Genomic DNA, 17,541 nt, shown 5'->3' with positions numbered 1-17,541 from the left:
CGGATCGATTCTCCTGGCCTGGCGTTCATGCTCGAGGAAGATACCGATGCGCCCATATATCCTGCCCCTTCTTGCCGTTCTGGCCGCCGGGCTTGCCGCCTGCCAGACGCTGACGCCCGAGGAGCGGCGGGCACGTGACGAGCAGACCTGCACCGGCTACGGCTTCAAGCGCGGAACGGATGGTTTTGCGACCTGCCTGCAGCGGATCGAGCTCGACCGCCGTGCCCAGGCCCGCTACGACAGCGACTGGGTGATGGCCGACATGGCCTATAATCTGAACGGTCCCTATTACTACCCGCGCTATTACCGCTACCGTCACTGAGCGGCGGCAATGACCGCCTGGGCGGCCGCGAGCCGGGCGATCGGCACGCGGAAGGGCGAGCAGGAAACGTAATCGAGGCCGATCGTCTCGCAGAAATGGATCGAGGCGGGATCGCCGCCGTGTTCGCCGCAGATGCCGAGCTTCATGTCGTTGCGGGTGCGCCGCCCGCGCTCGGCGGCAATGCGGATCAGTTCGCCGACGCCATCGAAATCCAGGGATATGAAGGGATCATGCTCGATGATGCCCTTGCGCTGGTAGGTCGGGATGAAAGCCGAGGCATCGTCGCGCGAAATGCCGAAAGTGGTCTGCGTCAGGTCGTTGGTGCCGAAGGAGAAAAATTCGGCCGCCTCGGCGATGACGTGGGCACGCAGTGCGGCACGCGGCAGCTCGATCATCGTGCCGACGAGGTAATCGATGCGCATCTTGGCTTCCGACATGACATCCTGTGCCACGGCATCGATCTTCGCCTTGACGTAATCGAGTTCGGAGCGAAGGCCAACGAGCGGCACCATGATTTCGGGAACGACGGCGGCACCCGTTTCCTTTGCAGCCGCGACCGCCGCCTCGAAAATCGCGCGGGCCTGCATCTCGACGATCTCGGGATAGGAGATGGCAAGGCGGCAGCCGCGATGGCCGAGCATCGGATTGAATTCGTGCAGCGCGTCGACACGCTGGCGCAGTGCCGAAGGCTCCATGCCCATGGCATAGGCGACCTCGGCGATCTCCTCGTCACTCTTCGGCAGGAATTCATGCAACGGCGGATCGAGGAGACGGATCGTCACCGGCAGTCCGTGCATGACGGAGAACAGGCCGGTGAAATCGCCCCGCTGCATCGGAAGGAGCTTGTCGAGAGCGCGCAGCCTGCCCTTCTCGTCCTCAGCCAGGATCATCTCGCGCATGACATGGATGCGCTCGCCCTCGAAGAACATATGCTCGGTACGACAAAGGCCGATACCTTCGGCGCCGAAAGAACGGGCCGCGCGGGCATCGGCCGGCGTGTCGGCATTGGTGCGCACCGTCATGCGGCGGGCACGATCCGCCCAGCCCATGATGCGGCCGAAATCGCCTGACAGTTCCGGCTGGATCATCGGCACCTCGCCCTTGAGGACCTGACCGGCGGAACCGTCGATGGTGATGACATCTCCCTTTTTCAGCGTCACGCCGATGCCCATCAACCGCTCATTGCGGGCGTCGATGCGCATAGTGCCGGCGCCGACGACACAAGGGATCCCCATTCCGCGGGCGACGACAGCCGCATGGCTGGTCATGCCGCCGCGTGTGGTCAAGATGCCTTCGGCAGCATGCATGCCGTGAATGTCTTCGGGGCTGGTCTCGACGCGCAGCAGGATGACCTTGCGACCTTCCGATTCTGCCTCAACCGCCTCTTCCGCCGTGAAGACGATCTCGCCGGTCGCTGCACCGGGCGACGCCGGCAGGCCGGAGCCGATCACCTGGCGGCTGACACGCGGATCGATGGTCGGATGCAGGAGCTGGTCGAGCGTCGATGGCTCGATGCGCAGGACGGCTTCATCCTCGGTGATGACACCTTCGTCCACCATGTCGACGGCGATCTTCATGGCTGCCCTGGTCGAGCGCTTGCCGGAGCGCGTCTGCAGCATCCAGAGCTTGCCGCGCTCGATGGTGAATTCGATGTCCTGCATGTCGCGGTAATGCGACTCCAGCTCGGCGCAGATGCTGCCGAACTCGGCAAAGGCCTCGGGCATCAGCTTTTCCATCGAGGGCTTTTCGGAACCTGAGGCTATGCGCCCCTCCTCGGTGATGCTTTGCGGCGTGCGAATGCCGGCAACCACGTCTTCACCCTGCGCATTCACCAGGAATTCGCCGTAGAGGATCTTCTCGCCCGTCGAGGGGTTGCGGGTGAAGGCAACGCCCGTCGCCGACGCGTTGCCGAGATTGCCGAAGACCATGGCCTGGATATTGACGGCAGTGCCCCAGGCTTCCGGAATATTGTGAAGTTGGCGATAGGTGACAGCGCGCGCGTTCATCCAACTCGCAAACACCGCGCCGACAGCGCCCCAGAGTTGTACCGCCGGATCCTGCGGGAAGGCCTCGTCCAGCTCTTCTTCGATCAGCGCCTTGTAGAGCGAAACGACATGCTGCCATTCGGAAGCGCTGAGCTCGGTATCGAATTCGTGGCCAAGGCGCGCCTTCTCATCCTCGAGAATTTCCTCGAAGAGATCGTTGCCGAGCCCCATGACGACATCGGCATACATCTGGATGAAGCGACGATAGCTGTCCCAGGCAAAGCGCGCATCGCCGGCATCATGGCCGAGCGCCTGCACCGTCTCGTCATTCAGGCCGAGATTGAGCACCGTATCCATCATGCCAGGCATGGAAACACGAGCGCCTGAGCGAACGGAGAGCAGAAGAGGCTGTTTGCCCGCGCCGAAACGGCGGCCGGTGATCTGCTCGATATCCGCAATACCTGCGAGCACCTGTTCCTTCAATGCGGGATCGATCTTGCGGCCGTTCTTGTAATAGGTGGTGCAGGCTTCGCTGACGATGGTGAGGCCAGGAGGGACCGGGAGGCCGAGGCTGCACATTTCGGCGAGATTGGCGCCCTTGCCGCCAAGGATCTCCTTGTCTCGCGCCCGGCCTTCAGCCTGCCCATTGCCGAACGTATAGACCCACTTGGTCATCTTCCCCCCAACACCATTTCGGGGACCAGCTTAATCCCTTGGTGTTGAAATGAAAATCGACAAATGCGGCGAAATGTTGCGTCGCACAATAAATCCGCAACAGGAGGCAAGATCAAGCGGTTGAAACGGAGGAGGCGCGGTGCAAGCGCATAAAAAAAGCTTTGCGGGACTGCAACAACGGTCCCGCAAAGCCTTGTTTCCGTCCGGCCAGGAAAACCGGACGGGGGGTCCATCTATGCCATGTGATCTTCGACCGTTCGCCCCCAACCCGAAGACAGCATTGCAAATTCCACGGTACGCAACGACCGATTGCTACTTATCCGTACCGGCGCGGTTGCGATAAAACAACTTCTAATGCAATGCGCGCAAAAGAGCATCACCCAAATGGGGTACGCACCCGATGTCAGGGTGACCTTTTTTGGTCTTTAATTAAAATGCCGCCTCAGGCCGTCTCACGGAGACGCTCTGCAGTCTGCAGATCAACCGAGACCAGCTGAGAAACACCCTGCTCGGCCATCGTCACACCGAAGAGGCGATTCATGCGCGCCATGGTGATCGGGTTGTGGGTGATGATGACGAATCGTGTCTCGGTGGAGGCCGCCATCTCGTCCATCAGGTTGCAATAGCGCTCGACATTGTGGTCGTCGAGCGGGGCATCCACCTCGTCCAGCACGCAGATCGGCGCGGGATTGGTGAGGAAGACGGCAAAGATCAGCGCCATCGCCGTCAGCGCCTGCTCGCCGCCGGAAAGCAGCGTCATGGTCTGCGGCTTCTTGCCGGGCGGGCGGGCGAGGATTTCGAGGCCGGCTTCCAGCGGATCGTCTGATTCAATGAGCTGCAGTTCCGCCGTGCCACCGCCGAAAAGGTGGGTGAAGAGCCGCTGGAACTGGGCGTTGACGACGTCGAAGGCGGCGATCAGTCGTTCGCGGCCTTCGCGATTCAGGCTCTGGATCGCGCCGCGCAGTTTTCTGATGGCATCGATGACGTCGTCTCGTTCCTTGATGAGCGCTTCCAGCTTCTCGCTGAGCTCCTTCTGCTCCTCGTCGGCCCGCAGGTTGACGGCGCCCAGACGCTCGCGTTCGATCCTTAGCCGCTCCACTTCGCGCTCGACCTCGCGCGGATCCGGCAGCGTCTGCAGTCCCGGCCGGCCGGCGAGGCGCAACGCCTCATGGGGCTGTACATTGAGTGTCTCACGAATGCGCTGTTCGCTCTCCTGCCGCTTCTCGCGTGCGGAGACGAGGCGCTCCTCGGCGCGGCCGCGGCGCTCGCGGCTTTCAGCAAGCTCCGAAAGCGCTGTCGCCGCCTTGTGGTCGGCGTCGCGCTGCAGCAGCTCGGCTTCAGCCAGCAGATCAGCGGCATGACGGCGGGCCTCCTCGGCCTTCTGCAATTCCGTCAGCAAAGCGCGGCGCTTGTCATCGAATTCATCGGGCGCCATTTCAAGCTCGGCGGCTTCTTCGCGGGCCTCCTCCTCACGATCGCGGAGCGTTGCGATGTGATCTTCCGCACTTGCGGCGCGCTGTCGCCATGTCTCGCGCTCCTGGCCGATGGCGACGATGCGGCGTTGGCGCGCATCGTTCTCGCGGTTCAGGCTCTCATGGCGAGCGCGCGCTTCAGCAAGCGCACCGCGATCGGTCGCGACTTCGGCCTGCTGGAAGCGCAGACGGTCATCGAGCGCAGTCAGATCTGGCGCATCTTCGAGTTCGATGCGAGCATTTTCTTCCTGAACGGCAACATCTTCGAGCTGCGACTGCAACTGACTGACGGCTTCGGCGACGACATCGCGGCGGCGAATGAGATCGCCCGAGGCGCGCTCAGCAGCGGCCAGAGCCTCGCGTGCCTCGGCAAGATGACGGGCGGACAGGCGGTTCATGTCGCGGGCGTCAGTGAGCCTGCGCTCCTCTTCACGGATCGCATCGGCCGCAGCGGCAAGGCGCTCCTCTGCTTCGGTCAGAACATCGCGAGCGAGTTCGGCCTCACCTTCGAGCTCGGCGAGGCGGTTTTTCTGGGCGAGACGAAGAGCGGCCGCGCTCGGTGCGTCCGCGCCGGCGACATGGCCGTCCCAGCGATAAACGGCGCCTTCCCTGGTGACCAGCCGCTGGCCGGCCTTGAGTTCCTTCACCAGACGCGGCGCGTCGGTAGCGGCCACCAAGCCTATCTGGCGCAAGCGACGGATCAGCGCGGCGGGTGCACGAACGTGGTTCAGCAGCGGCACAGCACCAGCAGGCAATCCCGGATCGCCGGCACCATCGCCGTTTTCCGACCAATGGGCGGGCGCATTCAGGTCGAGCGGGGATTCGAGGTCGTCTCCGAGGGCGGCACCGAGCGCGGTTTCGAAACCGCGATCGACTTTCAGCTCTTCGGCAACCGGCGGGAATTCGCCTGTGGCGGCGCCTGCCAGCATGCGCTGGATTGTGCGTGCTTCCGTCTCAAGCGCGTTGAGCTTGCTGCGTGCCTGATCAACCGGAGCGCGGGAGAGCGCTTCCATCTCGCGCGCCTCGGCGAGTGCCAGTTCGACGGACTGGATCGCCGCTTCGGCATCGGCGACGGCGATCTCGCCGGCTTCCACCACGGCGCGCTTTTCTTCCGGGTCCGGCAGCGTTGCGATCCTCTCGCCGACACCGGCAAGCTCGCGGTTGGCCTCGTCCATCTGGCGTTCGAGCCTGAGCTTGCGATCGGCGAGATCGCGGATGGCGCGTTCCAGCTGGTTGCGTCCGGCCGCGGCTTCAGCGCGCTCCGCGGTCAGGGTGGTGAAGATACGCTCACTATCTGCCAGCTTGGTGGCAGCCTCTTCGAATACCTGCCGCGTCTCCTCGGCATAACGGCCGGAATCGGCGAGGGTTTCGGCGATATCGGCCTCTTCGGCATCGAGCCTTGCCAGGATGACGGCATTGTCGGCGACAAGCCGTTCCTCACGCCTGATATCTTCGGCAAGCTGCGTCAGACGACGGGTGAGTTCATCGCGACGGCGCAGGATGCGGTTGGCATCTTCCTCGAGCTGGCTGCGGGCGATCTGCAGGCGCTGGAGGGCGGCCGCGACCCTCGCCTCGCCTTCGCGCAGTTCAGGTAGTTTCAGGCTGGCAATGCCTTGGCTCTTAGCCGCCTCCATCTGGATCTGCGCCTTTTCGGCGACGACGACGGTTGCCTGATTGAGTGCGCTATCAGCCTCCGCCTCAGCTTCCTTCGCCTGCACCCAACGGATGTGCAAGAGCATAGCCTCGCGGGCGCGAATATCGGCAGAGAGCGTCTTGAAGCGGTTTGCCTGGCGCGCCTGGCGCTTCAGGCTCTCGATCTGGCTTTCGAGCTGTGACGTGACGTCATCCAGCCGCTCCAGATTGCTTTCTGCGGCGCGCAACCGAAGCTCGGCCTCGTGGCGGCGGGAGTGCAGGCCGGAAATCCCGGCCGCCTCTTCCAGCAACTGGCGGCGTGCCTGCGGCTTTGCGGAAATCAGTTCGCCGATACGCCCCTGCCCCACCATCGAGGGAGAGCGAGCGCCGGTGGAAGCATCCGCGAAAAGCAGCTGAACATCCTTGGCACGGCTTTCCTTGCCGTTGATGCGATAGATCGATCCCTGTTCACGCTCGATGCGTCGGGTGACCTGAATTTCATCGCTGTCATTGAAGGCGGCAGGCGCGGTACGTTCGCCATTATCAAGATAGAGCGCAACTTCGGCCGTGTTGCGCGCCGGGCGGTTTCCCGAGCCGGAAAAGATCACGTCGTCCATGCCGGACGCGCGCATGTTCTTATAGGAATTCTCGCCCATGACCCAGCGCAGGGCCTCGACGAGGTTGGACTTGCCACAGCCGTTCGGTCCGACGACACCCGTCAGGCCACGCTCGATGATGAATTCTGTCGGTTCGACGAAGGATTTGAAGCCGACAACGCGGAGCTTGTTGAACTTCATGCCACGGCCTCACACCGCGCAAAAGAAAAAGCGGGCGCACGGCTTTCGCCGTTGCCCGCCTTCGCAAAACGGTACGGATCAGAGGAGGCTGTCGATGAGGGCCGACATGGTGTCAACCGGCATGTCTCCAGAATAGCGCTTGCCATTGATGAGGAACGTCGGCGTGGCATTGACGCCGAAGTCCTTGGAACCCCGTTCCCGCGTGGCATTCACTTCATCCAGCAGTTTCTGGTTCGTCAAGCACTTCGTGAAGCTATCCTCAGTAAATCCGGCAAGCTTCGACATCTGCAGCAGTGCAGCGCGGCCATCATCGGCTGCTGCCCAGACCTGCTGCTGCTTGAAGAGCATGGCGACCATCGGGAAATACTGTTCGGGTGTTGCGAGCTCCTCAGGCTTCTGCGGGTTGCAGCGGGCAAGCATGAAGGCAGCGGCAGCGCGGGGGTCGAAGGGGAATTCGCGCAGGATGAACTCGACCTTGCCGGTATCGACGTATTTCTGCTTGATGGTGTCGAAGGTCGTGTTGTGGAAGTGGGCGCAGTGCGGGCAGGTCATCGACATATATTCGACGATCTTGACCGGGGCATCGGCTTTGCCGAGTGCCATTTCCGGCAGCGCGCCGGGCTCCAGCACCTTGGCCATGTCGACATCGCCGTCCGGCTTCGGAATTTCCGGGGCTGCCTGCGCCTGCGCCGTACCGTATACCGCCATGGATGCGGTTGCGGCGGCGACACCGCCCAGAAGCTGGCGTTTCGTCAATTGCATTTCAGAGATGCGCATGGGTTCCCCATAAACAAGTGTGGCAGCTGCTTGTGCGATATAACGGCCAGAAGCCGCTAACAAGGCACGCTTCGCCAACTTTCTTCAAAGAATTGTGACCTGCGAAAGACGAATAGTCAAAAGAGTGCAGGATTTTGCCCTATCGATTGAGATCGCGACGATTGCCGACAAGCAGAACCAGAAACCGGACCGCGTCGTCATCGAAATCGTCAATCACGCGACGGTCGCCGGCGAGGCGTCAAACGACAGCTATCTGCCCCGCTTGCCCAATACCGCCGTCCCCAGACGAGCGATCGCCTTTCTGATCTTTTCATCCTCCAGGCCCTGCATCATCCCTTCCAGCTTGCGGGCCGCCTCGCCCTTCAAGGGCGGCGGCGTGCGGGAACGTTTGACCGGCTGGTAGACCGGTTTCTGGACGATGCGGAGCTGGTGGACGGCGGCAAAGCCGAAGAAGCTGTTGATGCGCTGGATAAGCTCACCCTGCGCGTGGGTGAGGAAAAGAGCGCGTGCGCCTTCGCAGGCAACCGTCAGCACACCGGGACGGAAGCTTCCATCATCGCCGCCGCCGCGGGCCCAGGCAATCTTTTCCGGGCGGGTGCAATCGGCGAAGTCCTCGCCGGCGATTTCGTCCCAGGAGCCGAGAAGTGCGCTGTTGATGCCGGCACGGCGAGCGAGAACCGGATCGATGATGCCGTTCGTCAGCTCTGCAATCTGCTTCTCATCTTTGCGTGGATAACTCATCGAAACCTTGGTAAGCGACGTCCATCGGCGGCCGCCGGCTTGATCACGCCGCTTTGCTTCGCCAAGTATAGATCACTTCCCCCAATCGCGGCAAATAATGACGATACGCACATTGGACGCGCCGACTGCCTCCCCTCTCCTGGAATGGTACGACCGCCATCATCGCGACCTTCCCTGGCGGGTTTCGCCACCGATGGCCAAGCGCGGCATCAAGGCCGATCCCTATCACGTCTGGCTGTCCGAGGTGATGCTGCAGCAGACGACGGTGCAAGCGGTCAAACCCTATTTCGCGAATTTCCTGGCGAAGTGGCCAACAGTGACCGATCTCGCCAATGCACCCGTTGAAGCTGTCATGGCAGCCTGGGCGGGACTTGGATATTACGCACGGGCACGCAATCTCAAGAAATGCGCCGAGGCGGTCGCGAGCCGGCATGGCGGCATCTTTCCCAACACCGAAGAAGGCCTGAAAGCGCTGCCCGGCATCGGCGACTATACGGCCGCGGCAGTCTCGGCCATCGCCTTTGACCGGCAGGCCGCCGTGATGGACGGCAATGTCGAGCGGGTCATCTCCAGGCTCTATGCCATCGCCACGCCGCTTCCAGCCGGCAAACCGCTGATGCGCCAGAAGGTGGCGCTGCTGACGCCGGCTGACCGACCCGGCGATTTTGCCCAGGCGATGATGGATCTCGGCGCCACCATCTGTACGCCGAAGCGCCCGGCCTGCTCGCTCTGTCCGTTCAACGGATCGTGCGAGGCGCTCAGCCTGCATGATCCCGAGCAGTTTCCGGTCAAGGCCGCCAAGAAGGAAAAACCGATCCGGCGGGGTGCGGCCTTCGTGGCAGTCACCTCCGATGGCGATATCCTGCTTCGGCGGCGGATTGAAAGCGGCCTGCTCGGCGGCATGACGGAAATTCCGACGACAGCATGGACAGCGCGGCAGGACGGCGAGACCTCAGCCGAAGCGGCACCCTTCAAGGCTGACTGGGAGAGCGCCGGCAGCGTCACCCACGTCTTCACCCATTTCGAGCTCAGGCTTTCGATCTTCCGCGTGGCAATTACCAATCGCCTACAAATCGATGACGGCTGGTGGGAGCCAGTTATAAATCTTGAAGCTCAGGCGCTGCCGACTATCATGAAAAAAGCGATCGCAGCGGCTATTCCTCTCGCGTTCAAAACAGCCAAGGGATGATTATGGCAAACGACATCAAGCATATCGTTTTCGATATTGGCAAAGTTCTTATTCATTACGATCCGCAAATTCCCTTCAGCCGCCTCATTCCCGATGAGGCCGAGCGCACCTGGTTTTTCGCCAATATCTGCACGCACGACTGGAACGTCGAGCAGGACCGCGGCCGCACCTGGGCCGATGCCGAGGCCTTGCTGATCAAGGAGCATCCGACCCGCGAAGAGCATATCCGCGGCTTTCGCAAGAACTGGCACGAGATGATACCGCATGCCTATGAAGACAGCGTCGCGATCATGGAGGGCTTCATCAATGAAGGCCGGGACGTGACGATGCTGACCAACTTCGCGTCCGACACATTCCGCGAGGCGCAGGAACGCTTCCCCTTCCTCAAGAAGCCGCGCGGCGTAACCGTTTCCGGTGATGTCGGCCTCATCAAGCCCGATATCGCGATCTACGAAACGCATGCGAAGAGTTTCGACCTCGATCCGGCCGCGACAATCTTCATCGACGACGCACCCGTCAATGTCGAGGGCGCTAAGGCCGCCGGCTGGAATGCTGTGCTCTTCACCGGCGCCGACAAGCTGCGCGCCGACCTCGCGACTTACGGTTTGAGGGCCTGAGCCATGGCTTTCGATCCCGCTGACGCCATCGATCGCTTCCACGCGGCGATCAACGCGCTCGATTTCCCCGAGATCGAGCGCTGGTTCGCCGAGGATGCGACCTACGTCTCCAACGGCGTCGGCAGCCTTGCCGGCCGGGCCGAGATCATGGCTGCCTTCCGACGCTATTTCGACGATTACCCTGACCAGACAGCGGAAAACTCCCTGGTGGAAACGCTGACGCCGCTTTCCGGCCGGGCCGTCTGGTCTGTTCGGGCAACACACAGCAAGACCGGCAAACCGCTGATCCGCGAAGGCGAGGAGACGATCACCTTCAATGCGGACGGCAAGGTTACGCGGGTCGATGTGACCGACTACCAGGAATTCTGAGGCGAGATTGCTGCCGCTTTTGCAGAAACAAGAAGCCCGGGGTCTTTCGGCCCCGGGCTTCTTGTTTCTTCTTCCGTAACTGGAGGTACAAACCGGAAGAAGCTGTATCTCAATCCTGCAAGATGTTGCTCAATCCATCTTTGCAAGGTCGCTGCGGACGATGGACCGCAAGTCGTCGATCGGGCGCAGGGATTGCCCGTCGTCGAAGTGCCAGAAGGTCCACCCGTTGCATGCATCAAGGCCCTGCACTTTCGCGCCGAGACGATGAATGGAGCCGGCCTCGCCACCAGCGGCGACCGTGCCGTCGGCGCGCACCACGGCGCTGTAACGCCGTCTGGCATCCGTCAGCACCTGGCCGGGCTTGATAAGGCCGCTTTCGACCAGCACGTTGAAGGCGACGCGGGCTTCGGCCTTCTTGCCGGTCATGACGGTCAGTTCCGCCTTGCCGAGCGGCTCGACGGCGGCGATGCGGGCAGAGGCCGCATCGATATAGTCCTGCTCACGCTCGATGCCGACGAAGTGGCGGCCGAGACGCTTGGCAACGGCGCCGGTCGTTCCCGAACCGAAGAAGGGATCGAGAATGATATCGCCGGGCTTCGACGAGGCCATGATGACGCGGGCGAGCAACGCTTCCGGCTTCTGCGTCGGATGGACCTTCTTGCCATCGTCACCCTTCAGGCGCTCGTTGCCACTGCAGATCGGGAAGAGCCAGTCGGAGCGCATCTGCACATCGTCATTGGCGGCCTTCATGGCATCGTAATTGAAGGTATAGCCCTTGGCCTTGGCGTTCGGGCTCGCCCAGATCATCGTTTCATGGGCGTTCTGGAAACGACGGCCCTTGAAATTCGGCATCGGGTTCGTCTTGCGCCAGACGATGTCGTTGAGGATCCAGAAGTTCAGATCCTGCAGCGTGGCGCCGACGCGGAAGATATTGTGATAGGAGCCGATGACCCAGATCGTGCCCGTCGGCTTCAGCACACGGCGGCAGGCGAGCAGCCAGGCGCGAGTGAAGGCATCATAGGCCTCGAAGGAGGCGAACTGATCCCATTCGTCGTCGACCGCATCGACCAGCGACTGGTCCGGCCGGTGCAGTGTGCCGCCAAGCTGGAGGTTATAGGGCGGATCGGCGAAGATGACGTCAACCGACTGGTTCGGAAGAGCCTCAAGGGCTGCAACGCAATCGCCCTTGATGATCGTGTCGACCCAAGAACCCGGCTTGACGGAAGCCTTGAGGTCGGCAAGCGGAAAAACAGACGCCATTTAGATACTCACTCATACGCTTTACGCTTAACTGTCCGTTATGGTTACGCAAGTTGGTTACCAAAGACTGAAGCATCGACCCGTTTCGGGAAAATATTCGGGTTTGCGCGTAGGAGAGAGGCAGGCACAGGCCGGTGCCTGCCCCTTTCATTCCACGACATGAAGGCTATGGACGTGCCTGCTGTCTTCAGGTGCTTCGGCCCGCTCGATCATGCCATAATCCCTGATCACCTGGCCTATACGCAGGCGATAGTCTGCGAAAATGCCGTTGCGGCCGGCCGTCTGGGCCGCGCGATGGGCCTCGAGATTGCGCCACTCGCGAACCGCCTCTTCGTCCCTGAAGAAAGAGAGTGAGAGGATCTTGCCGCGCATAGTCAGGCTCTCGAAACGCTCGATGGAGATGAAGCCGTCGATCTTTTCGAGTTCGGATCTGAGTTCGCCGGCCAAGTCGAGATAGCGATGGCGTTCGCCGACATAGGGGATGACTTCGAAGATGACGGCGATCACGGCAGCACCAGTCTCGCATGTGGGGCCGAGACATTCTTCAGGAAGATGCGGTCCTCTTTCAGGATGAAGCGTTCACGGCGGGCGAATTCGTAGTTCTCCCGACCGAGCGGATCGGCGGCAAGCCTTGCGCGATAGGCCTCATAGGCTGTCAGGCTTTCGATGTTGTAGACACCGTAAGCCGTCGTCGCGGAACCCTCGTGCGGGCCGAAATAGCCGATCAGGTCGGCGCCGTTTCTCGGGATCGCCTGCCCCCAGTTGCGGGCATATTCGGCAAAGGCATCCTTGCGGAACGGGTCGATCTCGTAGCGGATGAAGCAAGTGATCATCGTTTTCTCCTTTCGTGTGAGAAGCGTTTTCGCACATTGCCGTACGAGAATGCTTCGGTTACGATCGAAGTATGAAAGAAGGGCCTGACATCGCGCAGATCGGTGCGCTCATCGGCGATCCGGCGCGCGCCAATATGCTGGCGGCGCTGACCGGCGGGCGTGCGCTGACGGCAACCGAACTTGCTGCGGCTGGCGGCATCACCCTGCAGACCGCAAGCACGCACCTTTCAAAACTCGAAGCCGGCGGCTTGCTGGCGCAGCGTAAACAGGGGCGACACCGCTACTTCACGCTCGCCGACGAGGCAGTCGCGCGGCTGATCGAAAGCATGATGGGCCTTGCGGCAAGCCGAGGGCATCTGCGCCATCAGCCCGGTCCGAAAGACCCGGCGCTGCGCAAGGCGCGTATCTGCTACGATCATCTGGCGGGCGATTTTGGCGTGCGCATGCTGGACAGCCTCGTTGCCTCCGGGTCGATCGATGCCATCGGCGACGGGCTTGCGGTGACGGTGAAAGGCGAGAGCGATCTGCAATGTATCGGCATCGATGTCGGCAGCCTCAAGTCCTCCCGCCGGCCGCTCTGCCGCTCCTGCCTCGACTGGAGCGAACGCCGCGCCCATCTTGCCGGCAGCCTCGGCAAGGCGCTGCTTTCGAATTTCATGGAGAAGGGCTGGGCAAGGCGGATACCGGAAAGCCGCTCTGTGGTCTTTTCACCCGAGGGCGAGCGGCAGTTCCTCAAGCTCTTTCCGCTGGAAGGCTAAGGCGCGACAAGCGTATTCCCGAATGGTTGCGAGCGACCGTGGTGCAAAACGCGCTCAGGTACCTACAATTTTGAGAATTCAGCCGACGATGGCAAAAGCTTCACGTTCGCCGCCCTTCTGGGCGGGCTGCGGGGCACGTCCGATCCACTGCACATGCTTCTGCAGGATGGCGGCAGCCTCCTCCGCCTTGCCCTGGCGAAGTGCGGCAAGGATGGCCCTGTGATCGTGATCCGTGCGTTTTTCCCAACCGGATCGCCAGGCCGAAAACAGGAAGCGGGCACTTGCCGCATGGAGGTCGTCGATCGAGGCGAGCAGGCGCGGCATGGCGCAAGGGGTGAGGATCAGACGGTGGAAGCGGCGGTTCGCCTCTTCCCAGGCATGCACATCGGCAGCGGCATCACCTTCGCGTGTCGCCTCCTCCGCAGCGTCAAGAATGGCGGGCGTCAAGTGGCGGCTGGCATGTGTCAAAGCAAGCACTTCGAGTGCGGCGCGCATTTCAGCGACCTCGCGCACCTCGGCGAGATCAAAGGAGGCGACGCGAACGCCACGGCGCGGCTCGCTGATCGCCAGTCCCTGCGCCTCCAGCCGACGGAAAGCCTCGCGTACCGGCACATGGCTGGTGTCGAACTCCTCGGCAATATGGTCCTGTCGAAGACGAGCGCCAGGCGCAATCTCGCCATGGACGATGCGCTCTGCAAGCACGCGGGCGATGCGCGCGGTGATGGTGTCTTCTGGTTCCCTGCTCATTGCCATCAAGTAGCGAGCCCTGCAGGACTTGTCGAGGTGGGACGGAACCTGCTCCCGGCAAAGCTGCCCGCACAATGCATTCCAGCCATGCCGTGCAGCCGATTGAGCTTTCGGCGGCCATCGTGTAAAGCCGCATCATCCCCGAATAAGGCATGAGTATATGGACGGCTTCGACCTCATCATCTTCGACTGCGACGGCGTTCTGGTCGATTCCGAAATCATCGCTGCCAACGTGGAATCGGTGCTGCTGACCGAAGCAGGCTATCCGATCAGCGTCGAGGAGATGAACGAGCGCTTCGCCGGCCTGACCTGGCAGGACATACTCTTCCAGATCGAGCGCGAGGCCAGCATTCCAATCTCGGCGTCCCTGCTCGACAAGTCGCAGCAGATCCTGGATGTGCGGCTCGAACAGGAAGTACAGGCTATCCCCGGTGTCGAATATGCCGTCAGCCGCCTTCCGATGAAGCGTTGCATCTGCTCCAATTCCTCGAGCAAGCGGCTCGATATGATGCTTGGCAAGGTCGGCCTGAAGCAGCTCTTTGCGCCAAACATCTTCTCCGCCAAGGATCTCGGCCCCGATCGCGCCAAGCCGAAGCCGGATATTTTCCTTCATGGCGCCAGCCAGATGGGCGTCTCGCCTTCCAGGACTGTCGTCGTCGAAGATTCCACCCATGGCGTTCATGCCGCGCGTGCGGCAGGCATGCGGGTTATCGGCTTCACCGGCGGCTCGCATACCTATCCATCGCATGCCGACAAGTTGACGGATGCGGGCGCAGAGACGGTGATTTCACGCATGAACGATCTGCCCGGCGTTGTCGCCGCATTGGCGGAGTGGGAAGGCGTGCTTTAAGGGCGCAGCCTTGAAACTCGAGCGGAAGAAATCCGCACCGGGAGCCCGCAACCTGCGGGCTTTTTTGCATCTAGGGTGAAGTTTGTCGCGCGGCAGCATGCACCACGCCAATGGGCGCGTTGGGTCTCGCAGGAGTGATCAAGCGGCCGATGCTTCAGCTGCTCTTCTTCTTCGAGTTCTTTGCGTTCTTGGAGGGCTGAGTGTCGAAACCGACATTGACGCGCACGAGAGCACCGGAGCCGACCGGCATCTTGATGCCTTCATGGCGGAATATGACCTGGGTCGCCGGTGCGCCGGCCGGGATCTGGGCTGGGAAATTCACGACTTCGGACGACAAAACATCCTGGCCATCCAGCACCGAGATGCGGATCGGCAAGGTGACCGGGCCGGAGGCGCCGCCCGGGCCGGCGACGAGGCGAAGCTGCGCCACGACGGTCATCGAAAGTGCCGTATCGTTCAGCGTGCACTGGCGGGTGTAGTCACCGAAGGATGCCTGGAAGACGACTTGCTGCGGGTCGCCGGCCTTTGCGCCCTTCGCGTAGGTGCGATAGATCGCATCCTGATCGCGCATGAATATCTGCGGGCAAGCGCCCTGAACCACCGGCGCGACCCTGCCTTGTGCGGTAACGCCGGTCCCGATCGGGGCCTGGTTCGACGAAGGATTGGTCGGTGCGACCGGCATGATCTGGGCATCGCCATTCGGCTGAAGCGGCGCCGGGCCGGTTGCCGCGGCGGTCGCCTCAGGCTTGCTGTCGCCGCCGAGGCCAAGCGAATTGCAGCCGGCAAGGGCGGCAAAAAGCGATGCAGAAACAATGAGACGCGAGACCTTGCCGAGCACGATATTCCACCCCTTGCAGACGCTTTTCTTCTAGGTGCTTGCGACTTTCCCGCAAGGCCTTTCATGACAGTTGGCGATGGTCTATATCAGCGGCGCAAAGAAAAATCGATTGGGTAAGCACCGTTTTGATGCACTTTTCGGCGCCGGATGCGGGCAACTTCAATAACATACCTGCGGCAATGCCCCGGCGAGCCGGCAAGCTCCCTCTTTTCAACGCGGCGACTGTCCGTTTTTCGCGCGGAAACTCTCCAGCCATAGATCAAGGATGACGAACGTGGACTATATCTCGACCCGCGGCGAGGCCCCTTCCCTCGGCTTTTGCGACGCCCTTCTGGCAGGGCTGGCGCGCGATGGCGGGCTCTATGTACCGCGCAAATGGCCGAGTTTTTCCAAGAAGGAAATCCGGGCGCTGCGCGGCAAGACGTATCAGGAGATCGCCTTCACCATCCTTTCGCCCTTCACCAATGGTGAAATCCCGGACGAAACCTTCCGGGCGATGATCGACGAGGCCTACGGCACTTTCCGCCATCCGGCGATCGCGCCGCTGGTGCAGACCGGCCCGAACAGTTTCGTGATGGAACTGTTCCACGGCACGACGCTCGCCTTCAAGGATGTGGCGATGCAGCTTCTTGCCCGCCTGATGGACTACGCGCTGGAGAAGCGCGGCGAGCGGGCAACCATCGTCGGCGCCACTTCGGGCGATACGGGTGGTGCCGCGATCGATGCTTTTGCCAACCGCGAGCGCACCGACATCTTCATCCTCTTCCCGCATGGCAAGGTTTCGCCCGTACAACAGCGCCAGATGACGACGTCGACATCAGGCAACGTGCACGCGCTTGCCGTGGAAGGCAATTTCGATGATTGCCAGAACCTCGTCAAAGCCATGTTCAATGACACGGCCTTCCGCGACAACGTGAAGCTCTCGGGCGTCAATTCGATCAATTGGGCCCGCATCATGGCCCAGATCGTCTACTATTTCACGACGGCGATCGCACTCGGCGGGCCGGACCGGAAGATCTCATTCACGGTGCCAACGGGCAATTTCGGCGATATCTTCGCCGGCTACTGCGCCAAGCGCATGGGACTGCCGATCGACAAACTCGTCATCGCCACCAACGAGAACGATATTCTGGCGCGCATGCTGAAAACCGGCCGTTACGATATGAAAGCGGTTAAGGCTACGACTTCGCCTTCCATGGATATCCAGATATCCTCGAACTTCGAGCGGCTGCTGTTCGAAGCCTATGACCGCGACGCCTCCAAGGTTCGCGCCGCAATGGAAAGCCTCAAGCAATCCAATGGTTTCGAAATTTCGCCCGACGCGCTGAAATTCATCAAGAAGGATTTCCGTGCCGGTCGCGCAAGCGAGCGTCAGGTGGCAGAAACAATTCGCAAGAACTATGAAGAAACCGGCTATCTCCTCGATCCGCATTCCGCGATCGGCGTCTTCGTCGCCGCCAAGAGGGAAAAGCCGAATACGCCGATGGTGACGCTTGCGACTGCGCATCCGGCGAAATTCCCCGCCGCCGTAAAATCCGCCTCCGGTATTGACCCGGCGCTTCCGACGTGGCTTGCTGATGTGATGCACAGGGAGGAGCGCTTCCAGATCATCGAGCCCGAGCTCAAAGCGGTTGAAACCTTTATCGGCAAGCATGCCCGCAGCTAGATGACGGCAAGCG

At 61.6% G+C, this 17,541-nt stretch carries 16 protein-coding genes; 7 read left to right on the top strand and 9 right to left on the bottom strand.

Annotation, left to right across the window (positions count from 1 at the left end):
* The first annotated feature begins 46 nt into the window (after window positions 1-46).
* The gene (locus FHT93_RS15335) at window positions 47-322 is read left to right on the top strand and encodes a hypothetical protein (protein WP_113014993.1); all 276 of its coding nucleotides are present in this window, start codon (window positions 47-49) and stop codon (window positions 320-322) included.
* On the opposite strand, the gene ppdK is transcribed toward FHT93_RS15335, so the two are convergent.
* The 4 genes from ppdK to FHT93_RS15315 form a co-directional block, all read right to left on the bottom strand.
* Window positions 316-2,982, bottom strand: coding sequence for a pyruvate, phosphate dikinase (ppdK, locus tag FHT93_RS15330; RefSeq protein ID WP_113014994.1), 2,667 nt, complete (start codon window positions 2,980-2,982; stop codon window positions 316-318). The genes FHT93_RS15335 and ppdK overlap by 7 nt on opposite strands.
* A gap of 442 nt (window positions 2,983-3,424) precedes the next feature.
* Window positions 3,425-6,883 (bottom strand): chromosome segregation SMC family protein, encoded by a 3,459-nt coding sequence (locus tag FHT93_RS15325; protein WP_113014995.1) that lies wholly within the window; start codon window positions 6,881-6,883, stop codon window positions 3,425-3,427.
* A 78-nt stretch (window positions 6,884-6,961) separates the two neighbouring features.
* The gene (locus tag FHT93_RS15320; protein ID WP_112971049.1) at window positions 6,962-7,660 is read right to left on the bottom strand and encodes a DsbA family protein; all 699 of its coding nucleotides are present in this window, start codon (window positions 7,658-7,660) and stop codon (window positions 6,962-6,964) included.
* Window positions 7,661-7,909: 249 nt separating this feature from the next.
* Entirely contained in the window at window positions 7,910-8,401 is a 492-nt protein-coding gene (locus FHT93_RS15315; RefSeq protein WP_112971050.1) for a DUF721 domain-containing protein, read from the bottom strand.
* A 97-nt stretch (window positions 8,402-8,498) separates the two neighbouring features.
* Between FHT93_RS15315 and mutY the strand changes: the two genes are divergently transcribed.
* Genes mutY through FHT93_RS15300 form a run of 3 tightly spaced genes read left to right on the top strand, consistent with a single transcriptional unit; the run spans window position 8,499 to window position 10,576 of the window.
* The gene (gene mutY / locus FHT93_RS15310) at window positions 8,499-9,590 is read left to right on the top strand and encodes an A/G-specific adenine glycosylase (protein ID WP_183848201.1); all 1,092 of its coding nucleotides are present in this window, start codon (window positions 8,499-8,501) and stop codon (window positions 9,588-9,590) included.
* Between the two features lie 2 nt (window positions 9,591-9,592).
* Window positions 9,593-10,207, top strand: a complete 615-nt coding sequence (locus tag FHT93_RS15305) for an HAD family phosphatase (RefSeq protein ID WP_112971052.1) — start codon at window positions 9,593-9,595, stop codon at window positions 10,205-10,207.
* A 3-nt stretch (window positions 10,208-10,210) separates the two neighbouring features.
* Window positions 10,211-10,576 (top strand): nuclear transport factor 2 family protein, encoded by a 366-nt coding sequence (locus FHT93_RS15300; protein ID WP_112542982.1) that lies wholly within the window; start codon window positions 10,211-10,213, stop codon window positions 10,574-10,576.
* 129 nt (window positions 10,577-10,705) lie between these two features.
* On the opposite strand, the gene FHT93_RS15295 is transcribed toward FHT93_RS15300, so the two are convergent.
* The 3 genes from FHT93_RS15295 to FHT93_RS15285 all read right to left on the bottom strand — a co-directional run bounded on the left by FHT93_RS15295 (window position 10,706) and on the right by FHT93_RS15285 (window position 12,669).
* Window positions 10,706-11,836 carry a site-specific DNA-methyltransferase gene (locus tag FHT93_RS15295; RefSeq protein ID WP_113116267.1) on the bottom strand — a complete coding sequence of 377 codons (1,131 nt, stop codon included), beginning with the start codon at window positions 11,834-11,836 and terminating at the stop codon, window positions 10,706-10,708.
* A 147-nt stretch (window positions 11,837-11,983) separates the two neighbouring features.
* Entirely contained in the window at window positions 11,984-12,343 is a 360-nt protein-coding gene (locus FHT93_RS15290; RefSeq protein ID WP_112542980.1) for an antibiotic biosynthesis monooxygenase, read from the bottom strand.
* Window positions 12,340-12,669, bottom strand: a complete 330-nt coding sequence (locus tag FHT93_RS15285) for an NIPSNAP family protein (RefSeq protein ID WP_112971054.1) — start codon at window positions 12,667-12,669, stop codon at window positions 12,340-12,342. The genes FHT93_RS15290 and FHT93_RS15285 overlap by 4 nt, the downstream gene beginning before the upstream one ends.
* A gap of 71 nt (window positions 12,670-12,740) precedes the next feature.
* Between FHT93_RS15285 and FHT93_RS15280 the strand changes: the two genes are divergently transcribed.
* On the top strand, window positions 12,741-13,427 hold the full coding sequence (locus FHT93_RS15280; protein ID WP_113116268.1) for a helix-turn-helix transcriptional regulator: 687 nt from the start codon (window positions 12,741-12,743) through the stop codon (window positions 13,425-13,427).
* 78 nt (window positions 13,428-13,505) lie between these two features.
* Here FHT93_RS15280 and FHT93_RS15275 read toward each other — a convergent pair whose 3' ends face one another.
* On the bottom strand, window positions 13,506-14,174 hold the full coding sequence (locus tag FHT93_RS15275) for a GntR family transcriptional regulator (RefSeq protein WP_112543128.1): 669 nt from the start codon (window positions 14,172-14,174) through the stop codon (window positions 13,506-13,508).
* 160 nt (window positions 14,175-14,334) lie between these two features.
* Here FHT93_RS15275 and FHT93_RS15270 point away from each other — a divergent pair, with 160 nt between their 5' ends.
* Window positions 14,335-15,024 (top strand): HAD family hydrolase, encoded by a 690-nt coding sequence (locus tag FHT93_RS15270; RefSeq protein ID WP_113015001.1) that lies wholly within the window; start codon window positions 14,335-14,337, stop codon window positions 15,022-15,024.
* A gap of 154 nt (window positions 15,025-15,178) precedes the next feature.
* Here FHT93_RS15270 and FHT93_RS15265 read toward each other — a convergent pair whose 3' ends face one another.
* Window positions 15,179-15,865 carry a hypothetical protein gene (locus FHT93_RS15265; RefSeq protein WP_183848403.1) on the bottom strand — a complete coding sequence of 229 codons (687 nt, stop codon included), beginning with the start codon at window positions 15,863-15,865 and terminating at the stop codon, window positions 15,179-15,181.
* Between the two features lie 262 nt (window positions 15,866-16,127).
* On the opposite strand from FHT93_RS15265, the gene thrC reads away from it, so the two are divergent.
* Complete coding sequence (thrC, locus tag FHT93_RS15260) at window positions 16,128-17,528, top strand: threonine synthase (RefSeq protein ID WP_183848199.1); 1,401 nt, start codon at window positions 16,128-16,130, stop codon at window positions 17,526-17,528.
* Window positions 17,529-17,541: the final 13 nt, after the last annotated feature.

This window comes from Rhizobium sp. BK379, from assembly GCF_014193955.1.
In the GTDB taxonomy this organism is placed as follows: domain Bacteria; phylum Pseudomonadota; class Alphaproteobacteria; order Rhizobiales; family Rhizobiaceae; genus Rhizobium.
This window is presented reverse-complemented; position numbering and strand designations above follow the sequence as displayed.